This is a genomic window from Vibrio sp. 2304, assembly GCF_033339475.1.
Lineage (GTDB): Bacteria > Pseudomonadota > Gammaproteobacteria > Enterobacterales > Vibrionaceae > Vibrio > Vibrio alginolyticus.
Map to the genome: position 1 here is coordinate 137,935 of NZ_JAWOUQ010000006.1, position 22,836 is coordinate 160,770.

Consider the following 22,836-nt stretch of genomic DNA (forward strand, 5'->3'; position numbering starts at 1 on the left):
AATCTGGTAACAACAGACGCCTATTCTTCCTCGCTCACCTTAATCACCGCACAATCGGATGATCGATTCTGAATCACCTCGTTCCTCGTTGTTCAGAATGACGGTGACTTAGACAACATCTAAATCAAAAGGCCTGGTCATTCTAGCGAGCTCAAGCGAGACTAAGAATCTGGTAACAACAGACGCCTATTCTTCCTCGCTCACCTTAATCACCGCACAATCGGATGATCGATTCTGAATCACATTCGTTCCTCGCTGTTCAGAATGACGGTGACTTAGACAACACCCAAATCAAGGATCTCGTCATTCTAAGAGCTCAAGCGAGACTAAGAATCTGCTAACAGCAGACGCCTATTCTTTCCAACTCACCTTAACCACGGCACTATTGGGACGATAGATTCTGAATCACCTCGTTCCTCGCTGTTCAGAATGACGGTGACTTAGACAACATCTAAATCAAAAGAGCTCGTCATTCTAGCGAGCTTAAGCGAGACTAAGAATCTGCTAACAGCAAACGCCTTTCTTTCCCCACTCGCCTTCACCACCGCACAATCGGATGATCGATTCTGAATCACACTCGTTCCTCGCTGTTCAGAATGACGGTTACTGTGACAACACCTAAATCAAAAAGATCTCGTCATTCTAAGAGCTCAAGCGAGACTAAGAATCTGCTAACAGCAAACGCCTTTCTTTCCCCACTCGCCTTCACCACCGCACAATCGGACGATAGATTCTGAATCACACTCGTTCCTCGCTGTTCAGAATGACGGTTACTGAGACAACACCTAAATCAAAAAGATCTCGTCATTCTAGCGAGCTTAAGCGAGACTAAGAATCTGCTAACAGCAAACGCCTATTCTTTCTCTCTCACCGTAACACTTCACAATCGGATGATAGATTCTGAATAACTCTTTGACTTCTAGTTGAGTTGTTTTAGGTCAATAGCGTATCTGCCTCTTTGTGCTTATACTGGGCACATTGGTTACTAGCACGAAATTTCCATGAAACAATCTCTACAGATCTGGCTTGAAGCCGCTCGTCCAAAAACATTACCTCTGGCATTGGTCTCTATCTTAACAGGTAGCGTGCTCGCCTACTCGGCGGGTCATTTCTCACTGACGATTGCCATCATGGCTTTCGTAACCGCGACATTGCTGCAAATTCTGTCCAACCTGGCAAACGACTATGGCGATGCCGTTCAAGGTACAGATAACGACAAACGCCTCGGCCCATTACGAGCGATGCAGTCTGGCGCGGTAAGTGCTAAACAGATGAAACACGCGATTATCTTTAACATCGTTCTGACCGCCATTTCAGGCTTGGTGTTGGTTTTCTATTCACTAAGTTCACTGGAAAGCATTGTCACATTTATCGGGCTGGGAATTCTGGCCATTCTCGCCGCCATTGCTTATACCATGGGTAGCAAACCATACGGTTACGTGGGGCTTGGCGATATATCAGTGTTCTTGTTTTTTGGTCTACTCGGCGTATCCGGTACCTACTTCTTGCATACTGGTCACGTAGACACCACGCTATTCTTACCTGCTTTAGGCTGCGGTTTACTCGCCGTTGCAGTACTCAATATCAACAATATGCGTGATATAGAGAACGACCGAGAGTGTGGTAAACGCACGGTGGCGGTACGCTTAGGTCAACGTAAAGCCAAACAGTACCACTTTGTTTTACTTGGCGGAGCTATCCTTGCCTTTGCGGCTTACTTGTTAATTCAAGACAAACCCGTTTGGATTAGCTTGCCATTCTTACTTAGCATTTATTTCGTGGCCGATCATGGTAAAGCGGTTTGGCATACACAAAAGCCTGCTCAAATAGCACCAATGATGCCAGTCATCGTGAAATGCTCTCTAGTCACCAACGTTTTGTTTGCAACAATTGTGGTAGCTCAAACTCTAGTAAGTTAAAAAAGGATTGTCATTGCATTGACTTAATGCCTAGATATACTCAAAGACAACCAATTTCTGTTTAGAAAGGTACGCTATGGAATACAATACCTCAGCACTCTGTGATATCTACCTCGATCAGGTAGATGTGGTTGAACCAATGTTCAGTAACTTTGGCGGTCGCGCTTCATTTGCCGGGCAAATCACCACCATCAAGTGTTTTGAAGATAATTCGTTGATCCGCGAGACATTAGAGCAAGATGGACTTGGTCGCGTTTTGTTAATTGACGGTGGCGGTTCCCTACGTAAAGCCCTTATCGATGCAGAAATCGCAACCATTGCGGAAGAAAACGAGTGGGAAGGCATTGTCGTTTACGGCTGTGTTCGTGAAGTAGATGAACTTGAAGATATGAACTTAGGCATTCAAGCCCTCGCCTCTATTCCTGTTGGAGCGACCAGCCAGGGTATTGGCGAATTAGATGTACCAGTCAACTTTGGCGGCGTCAGCTTCTTACCTGAAGATTATATTTATGCCGATAGCACCGGAATTATCCTGTCGCCTGAACCATTGAATATTGATTTAGAGTTGGATGAAGAAGCATAGCGAGTCTTAGGTGTCTAAGTTATAGGGTCTTCTCTTAGCTATCAGCGCCTAGCCTTGTCTTAACATTTTCTACTTCCCTAAAACACAAACACCCGCTTAGCGCGGGTGTTTTTAATTTGGAATGAAGAAGCTGAATTATTCCACTTCGTCCATTTTGCCAAGTAGTGCACGAATGCGCTCTTGCCATTGTGCGTGCTCTTGCTGTGCTTGTTGTGCTTTTTGCTCTAGCTCTTCACGTTGAGAGCGAAGCTCGTTAGCTTCTTCCGCAAGTTTAGCTTTATCTTCTTTCAGCTCTTCGACTTCCATCTGAAGAAGAGTGATTGTGTCAACTGCAGTTTGAATTTTAGATTCTAGTTGTTCTAGTACTTCAAAAGACATCTTGGCCTACCTATGTTATTCCGTTGGGACGATGTGCGAGATTGATGCACACCTAACCTATATAAGGTTCATTCTACTCAGCGTCGCGATGAGAAACACTCACTATATTCGATATTTTGCATCATTCGGTCAAAAAATCAGCGCAATCTCACTAAACGCTGACTTTTCTTGTCGCCGAAGCATTTTTGAGCAAGGATTTTGCGTCTCGCTACGCTGAAAATCGCCCTAAGTATTGATCAAATTCAAGTTAGATAAAGTAAAAGCCTCGCAAAAAGGCAAACGTTTACTCGACCTTGTGATAGAATCGCCGCGCAAATTCTTCTTCCCTCTTGCTTACTTGGAGACATCATGAAACGCGATTTAGCAATGGCATTTTCCCGTGTGACTGAAGGTGCAGCTCTGGCTGGTTACAAATGGCTTGGCCGTGGCGATAAAAACGCAGCCGATGGCGCAGCTGTTGAAGTTATGCGCACGCTACTGAACAAAACAGATATCAGTGGTGAAATTGTCATTGGTGAAGGTGAAATCGATGATGCGCCAATGCTGTACATAGGTGAGCAAGTGGGTATTGGTGGTGATGAAGTGGATATCGCTGTCGACCCGATTGAAGGGACGCGTATGACGGCAATGGGACAATCGAACGCACTAGCCGTACTTGCCGCAGGTGAGAAAGGCAGCTTTCTTAAAGCGCCAGATATGTACATGGAAAAACTGGTTGTTGGCCCTGGTGCAAAAGGCGTAATTGACTTAGAAAAGCCGTTAAAAGAAAACCTAGAGAACGTAGCAAAAGCCCTGAACAAGCCACTTGATACCCTAGTCGTTATTACCCTTGCGAAACCTCGCCACGATGACGTTATTGCAGAAATGCAAGCAATGGGCGTACGTGTTTTTGCGGTGCCTGATGGTGACGTCGCTGCCTCTATTCTAACTTGTATGCCAGACAGTGAAGTGGACATGATGTACTGTATTGGCGGTGCGCCAGAAGGGGTTGTATCAGCAGCGGTAATTCGAGCGCTAGACGGTGACATGCACGGTCGCCTGCTTCCTCGTCATGAGGTAAAAGGCGATACTGAAGAAAACCGCATTTACGGCGCAGATGAACTAAAACGCTGCGATGAAATGGGCGTAAAAGCGAATGTTGTCCTCAAAATGGAAGACATGGCTCGTAGCGACAATGTGGTATTTTCAGCAACAGGCATTACTAAAGGTGACTTGCTGGAAGGTATCTCTCGTCAAGGCAATATAGCGACCACAGAAACGCTGCTCGTGCGCGGTAGATGCCGAACTATTCGCCGCATCAAATCGACTCACTACTTAGATCGTAAAGATCCAGAAGTGCGTGATATTATTCTTTAAGCATTTCTCGAGGCTCTCGCTCAGTCTGAGTTTGAGCCTTTCTTTCCGCACAACGGGCAATAGATTCTGAATCACACTCGTTCCTCGTTGTTCAGAATGACGGTGACTTTAATAAGCTCTAAATCGAAAGAACTCGTCATTCTAGCGAGCCCCAGCGAGACTAAGAATCTAGTAGTAACAAGCTCCTATTCTTTCCTGAACACCTCAACCACTACTCAACCGGACGATAGATTCTGAATCACCTCGTTCCTCGCTGTTCAGAATGACGGCTACCATAGCAAGCTCTAAATCGAAAAAACTCGTCATTCTAGCGAGCCCCAGCGAGACTAAGAATCTAGTAGTAACAAGCTCCTATTCTTGCCTGGTCACCTTAACCACTACTCAACCAAAAGATAGATTCTGAATCACCTCGTTCCTCGTTGTTCAGAATGACGGTGACTTTAATAAGCTCTAAATCAAAAGAACTCGTCATTCTAGCCAGCTCCAGCGAGACTAAGAATCTGGTAACAGCAAACTCCTATTCTGTCCTGCTCGCCTTAACCGCTGCTCAACCAGAAGATGGATTCTGAATCACCTCGTTCCTCGTTGTTCAGAATGACGGTGACTTTAATTAGCCCTAAATCAAAAGAATTCGTCATTCTAGAGAGCCCCAGCGAGACTAAGAGTCTAGTAGTAACAAGCTCCTATTCTTTCCTGATCGCCTTAACCGCTGCTCAACCAGGAGATGGATTTTGAATCACCTCGTTCCTCGCTGTTCAGAATGACGACATATATTGGCTCATATGAACATAGCCCCTACAAATCCACACTCAAATTAAGTCAACACTTTTCTTTACTAACCCTATCGCGCATAATATGTACTGACGTATAAATGGTGGGTATATGAAGACCGTAGATAGGATATTGCAAATCGTTAAGCGTGATGGCTCCGTCACTGCAAAACAACTCTCTTCTGAGCTAGGTATGACAACCATGGGGGCTCGTCAGCACCTGCAAAGTTTAGAAGATGATGGCATTCTTTCTATCCATGACGTAAAAGTAAAAGTTGGTCGCCCTGCTCGTCATTGGTCTCTCACTCAAAAAGGTCATGAGCAATTTGCTGACCGTCACGGTGAGTTGACCATTCAGTTTATAGAAGCTGTCGAACATATCTTTGGCAAAGATGGACTGGAAAAAGTCACATCAGAGAGGGAAAAACTCACGTTACAAAGTTATCGTCAGCATCTTGAGCAATGCGACTCTCTGCAAAGCAAACTAGAAACACTCGTCACATTAAGAGAGCAAGAAGGCTATATGGCTGAACTCGAGAAAGATGAGAACGGATTTATCTTAATCGAAAATCACTGTCCGATTTGTAAAGCAGCAACTCGCTGCCCAAGCTTGTGCCAATCAGAATTAAGTGTCTTTCAGTCTTTACTTGGACGTGACACCAAAGTAGAGCGTACCGAACACATCATTAGTGGCCAAAGACGCTGCGTTTACCGCATCCAACAACTGCAGTAACCACCACAACAAAACATCGACATGCCGCACTTATTCAATCTCAAGCTTGAAAGCTTCTCTTATAAGTGAGACGGCTGAAGAATTCATCCTCTCTCCTCTTTCTAGTGGTATAGGCTTTTAGTAACTAAAAGCAATTTCCATAAGGATTTGGAGAGCATCGATGTCTACTCTACGTCATATCCCATCCCAAACGCTTCCGCCATTCGATGAAATGGTTCGAATGGCAGAGCGAGACCCAGAAGCTTTTGAGCAATTTCGTCATGAGATGGCGAAAGAAATGATCGAGAGCGCATCAGAAAATATGAAAGAAAGATTGTGGGCTCAACAAAGCCACATCGATAGAGTCATCAGCACGTGTAAAAACCCTCATCACACCAATGTGGTATTGATGAACGAGTTGCAAAAACAGGTCGTGAAGTTCAAAGCAGCGCTACAAGGGGAAGCCGCACCGACACAAAAAGCGGATGTGGTTAGCTTAAACGCGTTTAAAGATAGGGATGATTTTTACTGATACTCAGTAGATAGATCGAGAAAGTTAGGGTTCGTTTCTCTTACCAAGGCTAACTTCCACTCACGCTTCCACTGCTTGAGCTGCTTTTCTCGGTTTATAGCCATAGCCATATCGTCGAATAACTCAAAGTAAACGAGCTTATGAACGTTGTATTTCTTAGTAAATCCTTCCACTACTCCATTTTTATGTTGCCATATTCTTTGGGGCAGCTGACTGGTAACGCCTATGTAGAGAACGGCGTTGTTATTTGACGTTAGGATATAAACGCAAGGTGCCTTATCGATGATTCATTCTCCTTCATTATTCGCTGTTACTTTTCCATTGTAATTCGCGAGCTCAGTCAGTTTATTTCAAACTCGGAGCACTCTGTGCGTAGATTCTGAATCACACTCGTTCCTCGTTGTTCAGAATGACGATGACTTTAAGAGCCTCTAAATCAAAAGAGTTCGTCATTCTAACGAGCCTCAGCGAGACTAAGAATCTGGTAACAGCAAGCTCCTATTCTTTCCCGCTCAGCTTAACCACTGCTCAACCGGACGATAGATTCTGGACCACGCTCATTCCTCGCTGTTCAGAATGACAGTGGCTTTAACAGCCTCTAAATCAAAAGAGTCCGTCATTCTAGCGAGCCTTAGCGAGACTAAAAATCTCGTCACAGCAAGCTCCTATTCTTTCCCGCTCAGCTTCACCACTGCTCAACCGGACGATAGATTCTGGATCACGCTCATTCCTCGCTGTTCAGAATGACGGTGGCTTTCACAGACTCTAAATCAAAGGAGCTCGTCACTCAATCGAGCTTTAGCGAAACTAAGAATCTGGTAACAGCAAGCTCCTATTCTTTCCCGCTCAGCTTAACCACTGCTCAACCGGACGATAGATTCTGGACCACGCTCATTCCTCGCTGTTCAGAATGACAGTGGCTTTCACAGCCTCTAAATCAAAAGAGTTTGTCATTCTAGCGAGCCTTAGCGCGACTAAGAATCTACTTTCAGCACGCACGATACTTGAAGCAATTACTCCGGCTCAGGGCCATATTGGTTTGGTCCTGATGTTCCCTTTAAGAAACCACATTCAATTAGAATCCATAAACCACAAATCAGAGAAATGGAAGCAACGAACATCTGTGGGGTCGACGGCTCTTGCGCGGCAGGGCTGGTCATTGGCGTGGCAATTCGTCCGATAATCAACGGAATATTCAGTGCTAGCCAATAGATCGATTTGTTGCGGTCGTGCCAACGCTTGGTGGTGATCGCCAAATCAGGGATCAACAGAACCACCAAGAAAATAGGAAGAAGCACATAGGAGAGAGTAGGAAGCAGTTGGCTGATACCGGCACCAAAGCCTATAATGGACACATAGTAAATGACGTTCCAAATCCAGTAGGTTTTACGGTTTATACGTCCTTGAAAAGAAAACAGTAACTCTTTAGTCGACATCAAATTTTACCCCAAAGTAGAAAGGTTATAGATTAGCCGAGTCGATATAGTTTGGAAAGGACACCGATAGCTTGGGTGCCCACAACGCCCTTATAACAAGCAGAGCCAGGCTAAGAATTTGTAACAATAACCCCTCGCTATTCTCAGGCAATTCAGCACAACCTAGTTCACTACCTTTTGGAAGCTATCTATATCCATATCTCGGATATTGACCGTTAAACTGTGCACGTGACTGGCTTGCTCTTGAAGTGTCGCCATCAAGGCTCGTGACAGTTCTCGCTTTTGTTCTTGGGAGCGACCAGATAACAAATCAAAGTTGATATGGATAAAATCGAGGCTATCTCCCTCCTCTCCTATTAACCAATTATGGCACCGGAGCGTTCTAGATTTCACTGATGCGAGTTCAAAAAGGCCACTTTCTAACGCCGTTTTATGTAAATCCTCCAGTAACCCCTGAACATTGACGCGTTCTTCCACCGAGTTTGAATACTCTAAAACGAGATTTGGCATTTTGATTCCTTTCTACAACAATTAATTCCAGCGCGTAGTAATACCAATCTCAGCAGCAATTTCCGAGGAATGAACTATCATTCTGTCTACGCGATCACCAATCGGTTGCTTTTGACAAAAATAACAGGATCGATGCTTGGTCGAATCAGCAAAGAAAGCCGGACAAGACATGACGCCAATCATGATCTGTTCACATTATTCTGTTATATTCCTACGTAGATTTTTTACATTAATTGACTATTTACATTAAAGATAAGGGAGATATTCCTATGCGTCGTCCTGTAGTGATGGGTAACTGGAAACTAAACGGCAGCAAAGCAATGGTAACTGAGCTGCTAACTGGTCTTAACGCTGAACTTGAAGACGTTGAAGGTGTTGACGTAGCAGTCGCTCCACCAGCACTTTACATCGACCTAGCAGAGCGCGTAATCGCTGAAGGCGGTAACAAGATCATCCTAGGTGCTCAAAACACTGACCTAAACAACAGCGGTGCGTTCACTGGCGATATGTCTCCAGAAATGCTGAAAGATTTCGGTGCTACTCACATCATCATCGGTCACTCAGAGCGTCGTGAATACCACAACGAATCTGACGAGTTCATCGCTAAGAAATTCAACTTCCTAAAAGAAAACGGCCTAACACCTGTTTTCTGTATCGGTGAATCTGAAGCGCAAAATGAAGCTGGCGAAACTGAAGCTGTATGTGCACGTCAAATCAACGCAGTTATCGACACTTACGGTGTTGAAGCTCTAAACGGCGCAATCATCGCTTACGAACCAATCTGGGCTATCGGTACTGGTAAAGCAGCAACAGCTGAAGATGCACAACGCATCCACGCTTCTATCCGCGCACTAATCGCAGCGAAAGACGAAGCAGTTGCAGCACAAGTAATCATCCAATACGGCGGTTCTGTTAAGCCAGAAAACGCTGAAGCTTACTTCTCACAACCAGACATCGACGGCGCTCTAGTTGGCGGTGCTTCTCTAGACGCTAAGAGCTTCGCAGCAATCGCTAAAGCAGCGGCTAAAGCAAAAGCTTAATCTCGTTTTTACTGAGAGTAGAAATAACAAAGGGATGCATCATGCATCCCTTTTTGTTTGTGTTGTACCGTCGGAATACCTAATAGGAAGTTCCGACTTACGCTGGCTCAGCAATTTTCACGGTTGGCTTTTTCGCGAGCTCCGCACTGGAATCTTTCTTATAAAGGTTCTCGTAGCAGTAATTTGTGGCTTCAATGTAGCCTTCTACGCTACCGCAATCAAAGCGCTGACCTTTAAATTTGTATGCCAAAACACAACCAGATTGAGCTTGTTGCATCAGCGCATCGGTGATTTGAATCTCACCACCTTTACCTGGCTCTGTATTTTCAATCAGTTCAAAGATATCAGGTGTCAGAATGTAGCGACCAATAATCGCTAGATTGCTAGGTGCAGTGCCTGGCTCTGGCTTTTCAACCATGTTATCAATGCGGAAGATATCATCTTTGATCATCTCGCCAGCAATCACACCGTACTTATGCGTTTCTGATTCCGGAACTTCTTGTACGGCAACGATTGAACAGCGGAACTGTTTGTACAACTCAACCATTTGAGCTAGAACGCCTTGGTCCTCATTCACACAAAGGTCATCCGCGAGCACAACAGCAAACGGTTCATCACCGACCAGTTCACGTCCCGTAAGAATAGCGTGACCTAAGCCTTTCATTTCACGCTGACGAATATAAGTGTAACTCGCAGAATCAATCAAAGAACGAATATCATCAAGCAGCGCTTCTTTACTTGTACCGCTAATTTGATGCTCTAACTCATAGTTTTTATCAAAGTGATCCATTAACGAGTGCTTACCACGACCCGTGACGATGCACATACCGTCCATGCCGGCTTCAATCGCTTCTTCAACACCGTATTCAATCAATGGCTTGTTCACCACTGGCATCATTTCTTTCGGCATCGACTTAGTTGCAGGAAGGAAACGTGTGCCGTAACCCGCCGCTGGGAATAAACATTTTTTAATCATAACCATTACCAACTAAAAAAAGGCTCCCTTAAGGGAGCCTATTATATTATTTGAATATAAAGACTAATTAATCGCTACCAAACAGGTCACGGGTGTAAACTTTATCAGCAACATCAGCTAGTTCTTCCACCATGCGGTTAGAAACAATAACATCAGACATCTGTTTGAACTCTTCAATATCGCGGATAACGGCAGAGTGGAAGAACTCATCATCCTGAAGTACTGGCTCATACACCACGACTTCGATGCCTTTTGCCTTAATACGCTTCATAATGCCTTGAATAGACGAAGCTCGGAAGTTATCTGAGCCAGCTTTCATAATTAAGCGGTAAATGCCCACAATTTTTGGTTCTCGCTTGAGAATAGACTCTGCGACAAAATCTTTACGCGTGCGGTTTGCATCAACAATAGCGCCGATAATGTTATTTGGAACATCCTGGTAGTTTGCTAACAATTGCTTTGTATCTTTCGGTAAGCAGTATCCACCGTAACCGAATGATGGGTTGTTGTAGTGATTGCCAATGCGAGGATCTAAACCTACACCTTCAATAATTTGACGCGCATCAAGGTTGTGTGCTTCAGCATACGAATCTAACTCATTGAAATAAGCCACGCGCATCGCGAGGTATGTGTTTGAGAACAACTTAACCGCTTCTGCCTCTGTAGAGTCAGTAAACAAAACCGAGATGTCTTCTTTTACTGCACCTTCAACTAAAAGGTTAGCGAACTTCTCTGCACGTTCGCTACGCTCACCAACGATGATGCGAGACGGGTAGAGGTTATCGTAAAGTGCTTTACCTTCACGAAGAAACTCTGGAGAGAACATGACATTCTGACAACCGAGCTCCTCTTTAATACGTACAGTATAACCCACAGGTACAGTCGACTTAATCACCATAACCGCACCTGGGTTAATCGCCATCACATCTTTAATCACTGCTTCAACTGAAGAGGTGTTAAAGTAGTTCGTTTGAGGGTCGTAATCCGTTGGTGTGGCAATGACAACGAACTCTGCGTCTTTGTAAGCCAGCTCTTTATCTAGCGTCGCGACAAAGTTGAGTTCTTTGTTTGCAAGAAAATGTTCGATTTCCGAATCAACAATTGGAGACTTCTTATCGTTCAACAAGTCCACTTTTTCTTGGATAATATCAACCGCCACAACCTCATGGCTTTGTGACAATAACATGGCATTGGACAAACCGACGTAGCCCGTGCCTGCTACAGCAATTTTCATTTTTATTTCCTATTATTTAACTGACGCTAGCATATCAAAACACCTACACTCTCGGTAGAGTACAGTGATTAACTCAAAGCCTAACTAGCAACACAACTTAATTCAATTGAGTACCCAAGTAACGCAAATAAGCATTGCGAATGCGCTGCCTGTTATGTTCAAAGTACTCTTGACCATAACGGCCTCGGTTAAAGTAGCGACGAAGCATGCTATTATCCATCACAAGTTCATCCCCTTGGCCTGCTGCTAAGTAATTATAATCATTGCCAACTCGCGTCGTAACGTTGAAATCATAAGCCTCGTTACCACGAACTTGTATCACTCCCGGAGACATATCACGCCATGGCGTTAATGGCAGCTTTACCGACACAGTGACAAACTGCTCTTCGTCTGTATCGTTAAACTTTGTCACCTGATAACTTGCAGATACTTCTATGTCCTCAAACCAATGTGATGTCGTGAATTTTGCGCCAACATCCCCTTTCCAAAACTCGCCAGCAGTTGCGTTAAACTGCCAATCCCACTCTGGCATAGAGAATGTGTAACGAGTTAAAAAGGTTTGGCGATCTGGGTTCGCATAACCATTTTTGTCTTTTTCGTCTTGATGTTGGAAATAGCTCATCTCTAATCCCAACCAATGGTTGCCCGATTGAGAGAACCAAGATGATTCACTACGCGCACCGATATAATCCGATTTAACCAAGCCTAGAGATACTTGGTTGGCTATATCGACATATGGCAAACGGAAGAACTGATGCACCATTGCACGCTCAATCTCGTTCTCGTATACGCTGTCTTCGAAATGCCCGCCCTCTTCAAAATCATCACTTTCTGCTAAAGGTAAAATATGACGAACATCAATTGCCGCGCCAGACCATAGGTAGGTGTATAAGTTGCTAGACATAGCAAAAGAGTAATCATACACACCGTACTCGGTTGCTACGCCATGCCTTACCATAGGGGAAAATACGATCTGCGAATCTAAAGTGCCTGAATTAACTCGCTCCGTTTTCCAATCAACCATGTCTAATCTTTCCGGCAAATCGCGCGTGATAAACTGAATGTCATCACAAGATGCGCTGCCATTTACAAAACTTTGATAACAGTTAGAGTTAGACAAAACGCTGACCACGGGTTTTTGGTTGGCAAGCATCACAAGTTCAAATTGATCCGATGCAGCGCCAATATCTTGCACCGCATTTTGACCGAAATAACTAGATACAATCCCCAGAGCCACACCTAATCCATCTGCTTGATTATGGTTGTATCGACGGTTCTCTAAAGCCACCACAACTTTGTCATTTGATACGCCAACTTGAACATTAACGAAGCCTTCATTTTTTAACGCACTCACCAAAGTTGAGATCGAAGCATCTTGAAACTTCTTCTGTTCTACAAAAAGCTTATCTCTCACAGATATATCGTTTTGAGAAAAGTTTACTGAGCGTGTATAGTCAGATATTAAGGGTATTGAAATAGCAGCATTCCACACCGTCGCCTCGTCAGAATCATGTCCTGAATAAAGCTGATAGCTGAGTGAAGCAGCTATGTCGTGTGGCAACACTCCTTTTGGTGTGAAAAATTTCACTGAAGAGTTAAACTCTACAGCATCGTACTCTGCTGTGAGTTGCATAAAACGAAATGGCTGATATTCCACACCTCCAAATACCCCATCCATGACTCCTAGATCGATATCTGAAATACTATAACCAGCAGAAAAACGTAATGGAGCAAAATGGGTTGTATAATCACCAACCACATAATTCGTCTGGAAATGGTTGGCCGCTCCTCCTAGATCCTGAACACCAACGGCAAGGTTAAAACTATCGACATTCAACCAATTGGGTAACTGATATTTAAATGACATAGATAGGTCTCGGATCCCACATCCCGCTTCCAAAAAAGCTCTACAATTATAAGTTTCAGTCACTATACGTGCATGTGCTTCCAAGCCTTCCAGCATCCCAAGCGAGAACTTAAGTGAATCTAGCTCGTTAATCCGCTCTCGCCATGGTAGACCTTGTGCATAGGTGAAAGAAAAATCACCGAAATTTAACGACTGAGCATTAGGTGTCAACGTTAACCCAGTAAAGCTCTGATTAGAGGGTAAGCGCTCTAACTGTTCAGTTCCCTTTGCTGCCCCTACATAAAAAGGCAATGAACACGCCACAGCCCCCACAGTTATCATTTTTATCATTGATCATGCCACTACTGAAGTTTCAAATACGTAATAAGGAGCCTAAGCACCTCTATTAAACTACTTATTTTTCATTAACTTTACATTTGCATCAAGTTTCATTTTAATTAATGCGCCGTCTACCCAAAGCTAACAACCAAGCTTGATATAAAAACTTCCACACAAATAGCCTCGAAAGAGACATATTTACCTACTAACCCTAGCTCTTCCAATACACATATTGCTACATTATTTTATGCTGAGAGCGGCTTTGATGTCAGCTCCCCTGGTTTTGGTTTTAAATGAAACCTCAACTTCGTTAACTCGACGGCTTATACAGGAGTTGCGGGGGGGGGGGGGGGACAAACAAGCGGGATATTAGCCAGCTTAAATACTGGGCCTAGAAAACCTTGCATCGCTCTCAATGGCATAGAGAAAACGCGTTTTACCATGAGCGCTGTAGTATGGAACATTGATTCATTTACAGTCAAAAGAAGTAAGAGAGTTTACTGTCACTACAGGAATTGTTCAGACGAAGTGATAAAGATAAGTATGGTGCTTGGATATGGGAGAGAATGAACTACTTATCTTACAATAGATCAAAATTGGTGATTGGCATCAAGGCTTACATCAATAAAAAACACTAAAAATCAATGCCTTATTAAATTTTAAATCATAAATTACGTTGCGAAATAAAGGTTAAATGGCAGGACGTTCGTTACTGAGGAAAGAACATCCTTAGGCCTCAACAAAGCAACAAAAAGCGCCTCACTCCTGTCTCACCGCTGAGACAGATGATATACTAACGCTCTGTTAATCAAAAAAAGGAGCCCCAACTATCACCACCAAGAGTTTTGACGATTGGAATTTAAACACTACTGATCGTTAATAATTTCGTTCTTCACACTTTGTGGAGCGTGAGATTCGAAAATTTGGCTCATTTTAACTGCCATTAAATCACGGCTGAAACTGGGTGCAGCGACTATACTTGAAGACCGAATATCCGAGTACAACTTAGCATCAGTTTGCAAACGTTCGATCGCTTGAGTTATCTGCTCTACATTCTCACTTTCTACAACAATACCTGACTTGGTTTCTTCAATAATTTGCGTTGCTTCACCTTCAGGCACACTCATGACCGTTGGAATCCCCATTCCCATGCATTCAAAAATTTTTGACGGGATAACGGTTCTAAACAATTCGCTATTCACTAAAGGAACTAACGAAACATCACACAAAGACCAAATTTTTGGCATCATTTCTTTTGGCTGTCTATCAATAAGAACCACGTTGGTAAGATTCTTCTCCTTGACTAAATCAACCACTTTTTGCCTTGCAGCACCTCCACCTGCAAACACAAATCGAATATTGTCATTATGTTTGAGTTTTTCTGCAACTTGAACGATGTGCTCAAGGCCATGAGCCATACCATGCGTACCAACATAACCCGCTACAAATTTTCCGGTCAAACCATATTGGTTTGCAAGTTCCGTATCTTTACCTTCTACTGGCTCATATTTTGTTAAATCAACACCATTTCTAACGACATCAATTTTATTAGAATCTATTCCTCTATCAACAAGCTCCTTCTTAAATGCATGCGTCACTGCAATTATCGAATCGGCTCGTCGATATAAAAACATTTCTATTTTTTCGAGCGTGCGGATGGCAAAGCTTTCTTTCATTGCGCCTACTGCAGTAATAGAAGCTGGCCAAATATCTCTTAACTCAAAGATGAATGGTTTTCTTCTTACTGCAGATAGAGCCCACCCTGCACACGCACAGAAAAACTGTGGGGATGTTGCAACTATTACATCAGGTTTCTTTTGAAATAATCCGGCCAGAAAGCCCGATACCATAAATGACATATAATCGAGAATACGCTTTACAAACCCTTCATTGGCAGTGATGTAGGTTTTAACCCTAACAACATCAATACCATCAAGTTGATGGGTGTCATACCAACGGTTTTTATACCCCTCGAACACTTTTCCTTCAGGAAAGTTCGGAGTACATGTTATCACAGTGACTTTATGACCTGCTTTCACCCAACGAACTGCGTGCTCATAAGTTCTAGTTGCAGGCGCGTTGCCTTCAGGAGGAAAGTTATCAGTGAGAAAAAGAATATGCATTTCTAAGCTCTTGTAAAAAAGAATTTAATTTCGTTCTGTTGAAAATTTAATACCAGCTTTTTATTCGCGATAGATAAACCAAACTCAGGGTGCCATGTCGTGTCTTGCACCCTTATATCAGCACCCTCAGCTCTTACCTTATATGAAGTGCCGTTTGGCAGGCGAAGTGTAACATGACCATCAACACTTGGGCTTTCCACATGAACTTCAGGGTGGATATGATAATGAGCTTCTGCATGATTGAACACACCCGATAATAGATCGCAAATAAGCAACTCGTCTTTTGCTAATTTCCATTTTCGTGTGTGCATAACTTTACCAGGTAAGCGCATATAGCCATCATGAGAGCACTCAACAATAACTTCATTATCACTCTCAGTGATAATGGGGTTGCTTGGATAAGCTCGTCTAGCTACGCGAAATCCGCTCCACACTTCTGAAGAATCTTCATCGTCAACAACTACCGTATTGTGAGCTTTAGTTTTTCGTTGTCTCAGTCTCTCATCACTTAATCCGTAAACTGAGGTTCCGCTGTTCACAAATACCCGCTGATCACCGACATTTAACTCAAACGAGAGGTTATCTGCATGGGCGTGACCAGGAATATAGTCAGGACCAACTTTTGCAACATCTAAAATAGCCTTAAAATGTTTATTCTGAGCAACTATGTATCCAGAACTCTCTAAAACATTACATACTATCTCTTTGCCCAATACTAAATTCTCTGAGCGGACATTAATGCCTAAACTATTTGCATACTCAAAAATACTTTCTAATTTTGGGGCAATTCCATTGGCAGAATCGTTAAAAAAAGCGACTTCATCATTAGGGTGGCCCATTAGATGAGACCAATTATACATCTTAACAATAATGCTCTCCCACTTTTCTTTTCTTGCCAAGGATAGTTTAGAGTCGTAGGCAATGCATAAACTATATAGATCCAACATGTCACTCAAAATTATATTGTGATACATTGGGCTTAGTTCAAAGTTTCCACCATCATTTAATATTTGTTCATTGATTTCTTTATCTAATATAAATAAACCTAACTTTAACCATTTTTCTGCATCTTCACCATCAAAATAACACCCCGCAAAAACAAGCGCTTTAGCATTTGCAAATAAATGATTTCCAAGCAAATGATACTCTAAGGTTTGATATAAAACATTAACTTGGTTATGCAGACTTTCTAAAGCTTCGTTTTTAAAATTGTCTGTTGATAAAAAAAATTTAACCCAGTTAACTATTCTCAAGGAAAGTGGGTAAGGTTCCCATCCATTACCGGTAGGAAAAGGATTGTTATCTATCCAGTGCTCAATCAGCGAAAAGTAGTCGTTTTTGTATTTTAATGGCTTATATTGAATATAATCAAAATAATGCAAATTATAAAGCCATAACTTTTCTAAATGTATATCGTTCCAAGTAATAACTTTGTTATACTCATTTAGAAAGTTAAAACTCATATCACCAAAAAAGCATCTAGTTCTAATTTGTTGTATCTTAACATCACCACTAACTTTACGTATAGAAAAGTTATAATTTGAATTTATGAGTTTTGGTTTAATAATTTTAATTTTAAGTCTATAAAAAACTTGAATTGGTTTGACATGAATGAGAGTGTGAAAAATTAAAGAAATTTTTTTCATTTTAAGAAAAACCTTTTCACTGACGTGCTATTTAAATATTTTATTAAACCAACACCGTTACTTTTAAAATATGCAATGGTTTTAACAAACTCTTTAAGACCGTACTTTCTACTCATATAGATTAAAGAAAGTGGAGACATACCGATAATTTTTTTTATTTCATAAGGAAGTAAGCTATACATTCTAGTGAAAACTTCCAAACGGATTCTAAATAACTCAACGTTATGAATTTTAGTTAAACTATCGTTTGATACTGTTACTTCATAAACTTCACGTTCTTTGCATTGAATACCACGTGAATTAAGTGAGCATTTAGCAGAGAACATACCATCATTAGCAATTAGAGTTTCATCAAAATGGATATCATTCAAATCAACTAAAGATTTCCTAATAACTTTACTCCAAGGTACATAATGACTATAAAGAAGCTTAACTTTATTCTCTATTGAATTGTCTTGAATGTATTCCTGAACTAAACCAGAATACTTTAAGTGCCTAGTGGCAGGAATTCCTGTAGATATGTAGGAAGATGTAGGTTTGTAAAATATAATATCAACAAAAGCAGGAGAAATAGCTATATCTTCTAATATATATTCAAATGCACCTGCATGGAAAAAATCATCTGCATCAGAAAAAATCAGCCATTGTCCTTTAGATACCGAAATGCCTTTATTTCGTGCACCTCCTGCCCCCTTACCACGATCGTTCAGATAATAATTAACATATGGAAATTTATCGACTAAGTCATTAATTGGAAAATATTCACTGTTATCGTCTACGACTATGACTTCAATATATTTGTCATTAGGTATTGAACTTAACAATGTAATTAATGAGTCAACAGAATTATAATGGGGAATTATGACAGATATTTTAATCATTATAATACTCTTTATGTTTATTACTATATTTAGAAAAAATTAGACTTATAGTTAATATTGGAAAAAGCAATCTAAGCCCCACGATCGAATAAGACTTCATAAAGTTGAATAAAACAAAAATTAATACTGTATAAAAAAACAATCTATACGTCGAGTTAGAACAAACACACCGAGAACATGCAATAATAATAAAAGCGAACGAAAACAACCCCATCAATCCCATTTCAAATAATATCTCTAAAGGGACGTTATGAGGATAATAATATTGATCAACTCCGTAAACAATAACACCAAAGGAACCAAGACCTTCGCCAAAAAAGATCGAAAAGTAACTATCGAACCCCTTTTCGTAGGTCATATTCAACGCATAGAAACGTTCACTTAAAGAATTACCACCACCATCAAATAGTAATAATAGCCTACGCCAAGAACGATCAAAAACATCCATAGAGAAGACATCAAAATAATAAACAAAAAATAACAAAAAAATTACAACTGAGATGGTAATTATTATTTTTGCTAGTTTTTTTCTTACTACCATAGATATCATATCTTTAGAAAACAAAAGAAGCAGACAGAAGACTAGAGCAATTAAAGGCCCTCTGGCGCCAGATATTAATATTGCAAAGATATTTATAGAAAGTGTTGAAATATAAATAAATTTATTATTTCTAAATGCGACAATAGAAAAAATTGCAGATATTGATAAATAAAATGGCAAGCTAAGGTATATGCTTCTTTCAACACTGGAATCATTGCCCGTAAATAATGTTGGAAGTATATATATGAAAAATATCGATAGAGGTATAGAAAAAAAGCAAAAAAATCTTAAAAAAGAGTCAAAAGAATATTTATGATAATCGATTGACATTATTAACATCGTTAATATTAGGCCGGGTGCCGTAGCCAGTAACTTATACAAATTGACATTATCAGACTTGCTATAAAGTGAAGATATCATCAATACACAAATAAATAAAGTACAGCCCAACATTACACTTCGACTAACTACGACTTTGTCCAAAAAACAAAATGATAATGATGCCACTATGAATGAAAGTGCTGTTATATCAACAGGCAAAGTTATAAGTTGCTTTATTACACTACTATATAAAAACAGAACTATGCTAAAAGCAAAGACGTTAAAAGTAATATCACCTTTATTGTAAACAGTTTTCATTACTTACTTTACCAATAAGTTTTTTCCATTTGCTTGTCCATCTAGCCTTAGAAAATGCTCCTTCAACTGATTTATAAGAATTTTCAGATAAATAATCCAACATATCTTTATCATTGATAAGAGATTCTATCGCATCATAAATAGACTGCTCATCAGGCTCTATCAAAAGGCCATTATATCCATCTAGTATAATGTTAGTCATACCTCCAACATTTGAAGCCACTACAGCACATTTTGCTGCCATTGCTTCTAATAAACTAAGAGATGTACCCTCACCAGCTATTGTAGGAACAACAGCTATATCAAAATTAGAATGAAACTCTATTGAGTCTTTCGCCTCATATGAAGTAATACAAACCCTATCATTATTAAAAAAACGGGATTCAATGTATGACTTCAAAGGTCCATCGCCAGCAAATGTTACTTCAAATGTATCGTAGTTTGATAATAACTTTTCAATGGCATTGCAAAAAACATAGACACCTCGTTTTTCAATAAAGCGTCTGGCAAAAACAATTTTTATTCTATTTTCATCTACTACTTTATTAGTGTAAATATTAGGAACTTCTGTAAAATTCGGTATCGTAACTAGCTTACTAGAAGTGTTGCGTCTTGTGTATGTTCGATACCAGTTTAGATAATTATAATCCACACAAACAATATAGTTAGACTGGGTTGAAAAATATAATGACTTTAGTCTTTGCACAAGCTTAAAAACATGCCCAAAAGGTGAGTGCATTATATATTTCTTCAAAACAGATTCAGTATTAGTATAATCAAACCCTACTCCATGTTGAATAGATATTGAGATAAAATCCCCTTTTTTGGAATAGCTGTCAGTACCCCAAATAACAATATCTGACTTTTTAATATCAAGATGTTGACTATTTACTATATCACATACCTTCTTCGAAGGTACATCAACAACATCAACACCTTCGATATTTCTAATGGCATAATTCTCTCCAATCTGACAAAGTCTCACCTCATTTTCAGATGCAAGTATATATGCTAAGTTATATAAGTATGTTTGAATACCGCCGATACATAATTTGTTATTATGAAAAATCTTATCATGTATGATATAAATCATTTTATTACCCTAGTCTACCTTTTAAATTATCAAACATTTCTAAGGACTGAGTATATTTCGAGTTTCTTATTTCAGAAAGAAACTGCATATATTCATCGTAATTTATTTCTAATTTTTTAATTAATTGTTCAAGGTTATCTAAAGTAAATTCGCCATTCCATATCAAACCTGTATTTAGTTCAGCACCAATCTTTAACTTAGGCTCTATCTCTATAGAAATGGCAGGAATATTTAACAACGTCGAGTAAATGATGCCATGAAATCTAGAAGAAATAACCAACTTGTATTCGGCTAACTTTTGAATAAATTCATTACTACTATATTTAGTTGAATCCCAAACTAAATAGTTAAGCTGATGTTCTATAGCAAAATCAATCCAATATTTGTCATTTGAAAATAAAATCAAATCACAACATTCACGGTTAATAAGCAAATAATCTCTTATAGCCTTAAAATGCTTCTTACCGAACTCATCATGCTTCCAATCACGTAGTATAACTGCAACTTTTCTTTTATCTAAAGAATTGGTTAATTTAAATTTTTTTGAGAAACAAAGATCTGTATTAAGCTCTATTTTATTTATATTGTGATCAACACAAAAATCATAGCTCTTCTTGTCTCTTAAATATAATTTATCAAATGAATTGAGCTCATTTATTATTCTGTTGAATTTTTTGCTCTCTCTTGTATAAAATGGACCTAAACCTAATCCAATACCAATTTTATTATCATAATCAACGCTCAAATTAAGAGATAACAGTTTTTTAATTATGTAAGTCGGATTTCTTAAGTGGTAATTTATCTTGTAAAATAGAGAATTTGTGTTAGGAAACATATAAAACTGAGTCCCTCCACCAAAAATATAATATTTACACTTAATATTTACCGAAGAGTTCGGATGGAATACTTTAACATTTTCAAAATTTGATTCTAGATACTCAGAATCTCTTGCAATAACTGCAACTTCCACGCCTTTAGGTAATTTATCATAAATAACTTCAAATAGGGCGTCGTCACCAAAATTACCAGTTCCATAAGCACCTTTAATTACAAAATCAAACTCGTATTCTTTTTTTTTCTTTAACATTAGTTAAACCTCCACAAAAATACAACACAATAGAAACGAATAGGTTTGATATAAGAGTACCATAAGGAAGATAAACAATTCCTTTATTAGCAAAAAAACTTAAATAGATAAAATATATCAGCAAACCTGATATGGAACTTATTGTCACAACTTTGACCTTGCCTACATAAACAAAATAGTTTGTTAGCAATAAATATGGTGCAAGTGTACTATTACCAATAGAAAATATGACTAGAAAGTACTTTAGGTTTTGATCCTGTATTCCTAAAATTTGGAACAAAACAGTCTCTGGGATTAATATCGTAACTAAAGAAAATACACATGATAGTATTAGTACAACAATACTCAATGACTTAACCTTACTAAAGTTAAGCTTTCCATTTTTTAAAAGTTGGAAATATCTAGGTTGAATGGCTTTATTTAAACTTAAGATTACCATAGTAAATGGCACAGCAAGTTGATATGCAGCACTGTATGCTCCAAGCTCATTTAGAGAGTAATACTCGTTAATATATAACCGATCTACTTGCCCTTTAAGTAATGCGGTAAACTGTATAAGCATTAGGTAAGGTGCTATTGATACAAGATATAGATATCCCAATCTTCTCTTTCTAAAACTAAATGAGTATTTTATATTTTCAGTTTTAAATTTTAATGATAAAAAAAACCAAGTTATATTTGAAACGAACATTGCTATTAATCTCATTTCAACACTAGGTTCACATAAAGAGAAAAGAGTAAAAGTCAATGCTATTGAAGTGGCCGAATAAAAGACATTTATAACCACATACTCTTTTACATTTTTTTGACAGATTCTTAGCGTTAATTGAGATAGATATAGTTCGGTAGTTAATGCGATAGCTATAATTAAAAAGTAAATTTCTTCATTATAAATTTGATAAAGAACAAAGGAACACAATAAACTAGAAAATAAACTGTAAAAATTAGCATTAGAAACAATTAAACCAATGGTTTTTTTTCCGTACTTATAATAATACTTGGATAATATTCCTCCTTGTGTCGCACCAAACAATATAGAAGTAAATGAAATATAGAATTGAAATAAAGAAAGCCTCCCAAAATCTTCACTTCCAAGCGTGTTGGTCAAATAAGGCAAGAGTAAAAAAGGTATTATTTTTACTAAAATATCACCTAGGAGATATAGGAAGCTATCTTTAACTAATTTCATTGTGGG

At 39.7% G+C, this 22,836-nt stretch carries 20 protein-coding genes and 1 pseudogene; 6 read left to right on the forward strand and 15 right to left on the reverse strand.

Annotation, left to right across the window (positions count from 1 at the left end; all coding sequences use genetic code 11):
- Nucleotides 1-1,001: 1,001 nt before the first annotated feature.
- Together R7P64_RS13830 and rraA are read left to right on the forward strand one after the other, a co-directional pair.
- The gene (locus R7P64_RS13830; protein WP_318123632.1) at nt 1,002-1,919 is read left to right on the forward strand and encodes a 1,4-dihydroxy-2-naphthoate polyprenyltransferase; all 918 of its coding nucleotides are present in this window, start codon (nt 1,002-1,004) and stop codon (nt 1,917-1,919) included.
- A gap of 76 nt (nt 1,920-1,995) precedes the next feature.
- On the forward strand, nt 1,996-2,502 hold the full coding sequence (rraA, locus tag R7P64_RS13835; protein ID WP_005379537.1) for a ribonuclease E activity regulator RraA: 507 nt from the start codon (nt 1,996-1,998) through the stop codon (nt 2,500-2,502).
- Nucleotides 2,503-2,637: 135 nt separating this feature from the next.
- Here rraA and zapB read toward each other — a convergent pair whose 3' ends face one another.
- Entirely contained in the window at nt 2,638-2,880 is a 243-nt protein-coding gene (gene zapB, locus R7P64_RS13840; RefSeq protein ID WP_005379536.1) for a cell division protein ZapB, read from the reverse strand.
- 348 nt (nt 2,881-3,228) lie between these two features.
- Here zapB and glpX point away from each other — a divergent pair, with 348 nt between their 5' ends.
- The 3 genes from glpX (at nt 3,229) to R7P64_RS13855 (ending at nt 6,250) form a co-directional block, all read left to right on the forward strand.
- A complete protein-coding gene (gene glpX / locus R7P64_RS13845; protein WP_005383180.1) occupies nt 3,229-4,236 on the forward strand; it encodes a class II fructose-bisphosphatase in 1,008 nt (335 codons plus the stop codon).
- 882 nt (nt 4,237-5,118) lie between these two features.
- Nucleotides 5,119-5,739 carry a helix-turn-helix transcriptional regulator gene (locus R7P64_RS13850; protein WP_005379532.1) on the forward strand — a complete coding sequence of 207 codons (621 nt, stop codon included), beginning with the start codon at nt 5,119-5,121 and terminating at the stop codon, nt 5,737-5,739.
- Nucleotides 5,740-5,899: 160 nt separating this feature from the next.
- Nucleotides 5,900-6,250: a DUF3135 domain-containing protein gene (locus R7P64_RS13855; protein WP_154204880.1), complete on the forward strand. Its 351-nt coding sequence runs from the start codon at nt 5,900-5,902 to the stop codon at nt 6,248-6,250.
- Here R7P64_RS13855 and R7P64_RS13860 read toward each other — a convergent pair.
- The 3 genes from R7P64_RS13860 to R7P64_RS13870 all read right to left on the reverse strand — a co-directional run bounded on the left by R7P64_RS13860 (nt 6,244) and on the right by R7P64_RS13870 (nt 8,196).
- Complete coding sequence (locus R7P64_RS13860) at nt 6,244-6,537, reverse strand: GIY-YIG nuclease family protein (protein ID WP_054574236.1); 294 nt, start codon at nt 6,535-6,537, stop codon at nt 6,244-6,246. The two genes, R7P64_RS13855 and R7P64_RS13860, sit on opposite strands and share 7 nt — an antisense overlap.
- Before the next feature lie 726 nt (nt 6,538-7,263).
- A complete protein-coding gene (locus R7P64_RS13865) occupies nt 7,264-7,686 on the reverse strand; it encodes a DUF805 domain-containing protein (RefSeq protein ID WP_222712346.1) in 423 nt (140 codons plus the stop codon).
- Nucleotides 7,687-7,848: 162 nt separating this feature from the next.
- The gene (locus R7P64_RS13870) at nt 7,849-8,196 is read right to left on the reverse strand and encodes a 5-carboxymethyl-2-hydroxymuconate Delta-isomerase (protein WP_017820736.1); all 348 of its coding nucleotides are present in this window, start codon (nt 8,194-8,196) and stop codon (nt 7,849-7,851) included.
- A gap of 269 nt (nt 8,197-8,465) precedes the next feature.
- Here R7P64_RS13870 and tpiA point away from each other — a divergent pair, with 269 nt between their 5' ends.
- Nucleotides 8,466-9,236, forward strand: a complete 771-nt coding sequence (gene tpiA, locus R7P64_RS13875) for a triose-phosphate isomerase (RefSeq protein WP_222712347.1) — start codon at nt 8,466-8,468, stop codon at nt 9,234-9,236.
- Nucleotides 9,237-9,333: 97 nt separating this feature from the next.
- On the opposite strand, the gene galU is transcribed toward tpiA, so the two are convergent.
- The 11 genes and pseudogenes from galU to R7P64_RS13930 all read right to left on the reverse strand — a co-directional run bounded on the left by galU (nt 9,334) and on the right by R7P64_RS13930 (nt 22,830).
- The gene (gene galU / locus R7P64_RS13880) at nt 9,334-10,212 is read right to left on the reverse strand and encodes a UTP--glucose-1-phosphate uridylyltransferase GalU (RefSeq protein ID WP_021487153.1); all 879 of its coding nucleotides are present in this window, start codon (nt 10,210-10,212) and stop codon (nt 9,334-9,336) included.
- A gap of 67 nt (nt 10,213-10,279) precedes the next feature.
- Nucleotides 10,280-11,446, reverse strand: coding sequence for a nucleotide sugar dehydrogenase (locus R7P64_RS13885; protein ID WP_222712348.1), 1,167 nt, complete (start codon nt 11,444-11,446; stop codon nt 10,280-10,282).
- 97 nt (nt 11,447-11,543) lie between these two features.
- Complete coding sequence (locus tag R7P64_RS13890) at nt 11,544-13,643, reverse strand: YjbH domain-containing protein (protein ID WP_222712349.1); 2,100 nt, start codon at nt 13,641-13,643, stop codon at nt 11,544-11,546.
- Between the two features lie 258 nt (nt 13,644-13,901).
- Nucleotides 13,902-14,086 (reverse strand): annotated as a pseudogene (locus tag R7P64_RS13895) (transposase); the annotation flags it as partial.
- A 411-nt stretch (nt 14,087-14,497) separates the two neighbouring features.
- Complete coding sequence (locus R7P64_RS13900; protein ID WP_222712350.1) at nt 14,498-15,754, reverse strand: glycosyltransferase family 4 protein; 1,257 nt, start codon at nt 15,752-15,754, stop codon at nt 14,498-14,500.
- A 2-nt stretch (nt 15,755-15,756) separates the two neighbouring features.
- Nucleotides 15,757-17,400: a heparinase II/III family protein gene (locus tag R7P64_RS13905; RefSeq protein WP_222712351.1), complete on the reverse strand. Its 1,644-nt coding sequence runs from the start codon at nt 17,398-17,400 to the stop codon at nt 15,757-15,759.
- On the reverse strand, nt 17,397-18,281 hold the full coding sequence (locus R7P64_RS13910; RefSeq protein ID WP_222712352.1) for a glycosyltransferase family 2 protein: 885 nt from the start codon (nt 18,279-18,281) through the stop codon (nt 17,397-17,399). Before R7P64_RS13910 ends, R7P64_RS13905 begins: the two co-directional genes overlap by 4 nt.
- Nucleotides 18,274-19,461, reverse strand: coding sequence for an O-antigen ligase family protein (locus tag R7P64_RS13915; RefSeq protein ID WP_318118486.1), 1,188 nt, complete (start codon nt 19,459-19,461; stop codon nt 18,274-18,276). Before R7P64_RS13915 ends, R7P64_RS13910 begins: the two co-directional genes overlap by 8 nt.
- Nucleotides 19,442-20,554: a glycosyltransferase family 4 protein gene (locus R7P64_RS13920; RefSeq protein WP_222712354.1), complete on the reverse strand. Its 1,113-nt coding sequence runs from the start codon at nt 20,552-20,554 to the stop codon at nt 19,442-19,444. The genes R7P64_RS13915 and R7P64_RS13920 overlap by 20 nt, the downstream gene beginning before the upstream one ends.
- Nucleotides 20,555-20,558: 4 nt before the next feature.
- On the reverse strand, nt 20,559-21,641 hold the full coding sequence (locus R7P64_RS13925) for a polysaccharide pyruvyl transferase family protein (RefSeq protein ID WP_222712355.1): 1,083 nt from the start codon (nt 21,639-21,641) through the stop codon (nt 20,559-20,561).
- Complete coding sequence (locus tag R7P64_RS13930; protein WP_222712356.1) at nt 21,610-22,830, reverse strand: oligosaccharide flippase family protein; 1,221 nt, start codon at nt 22,828-22,830, stop codon at nt 21,610-21,612. Before R7P64_RS13930 ends, R7P64_RS13925 begins: the two co-directional genes overlap by 32 nt.
- Nucleotides 22,831-22,836 lie beyond the last annotated feature (6 nt).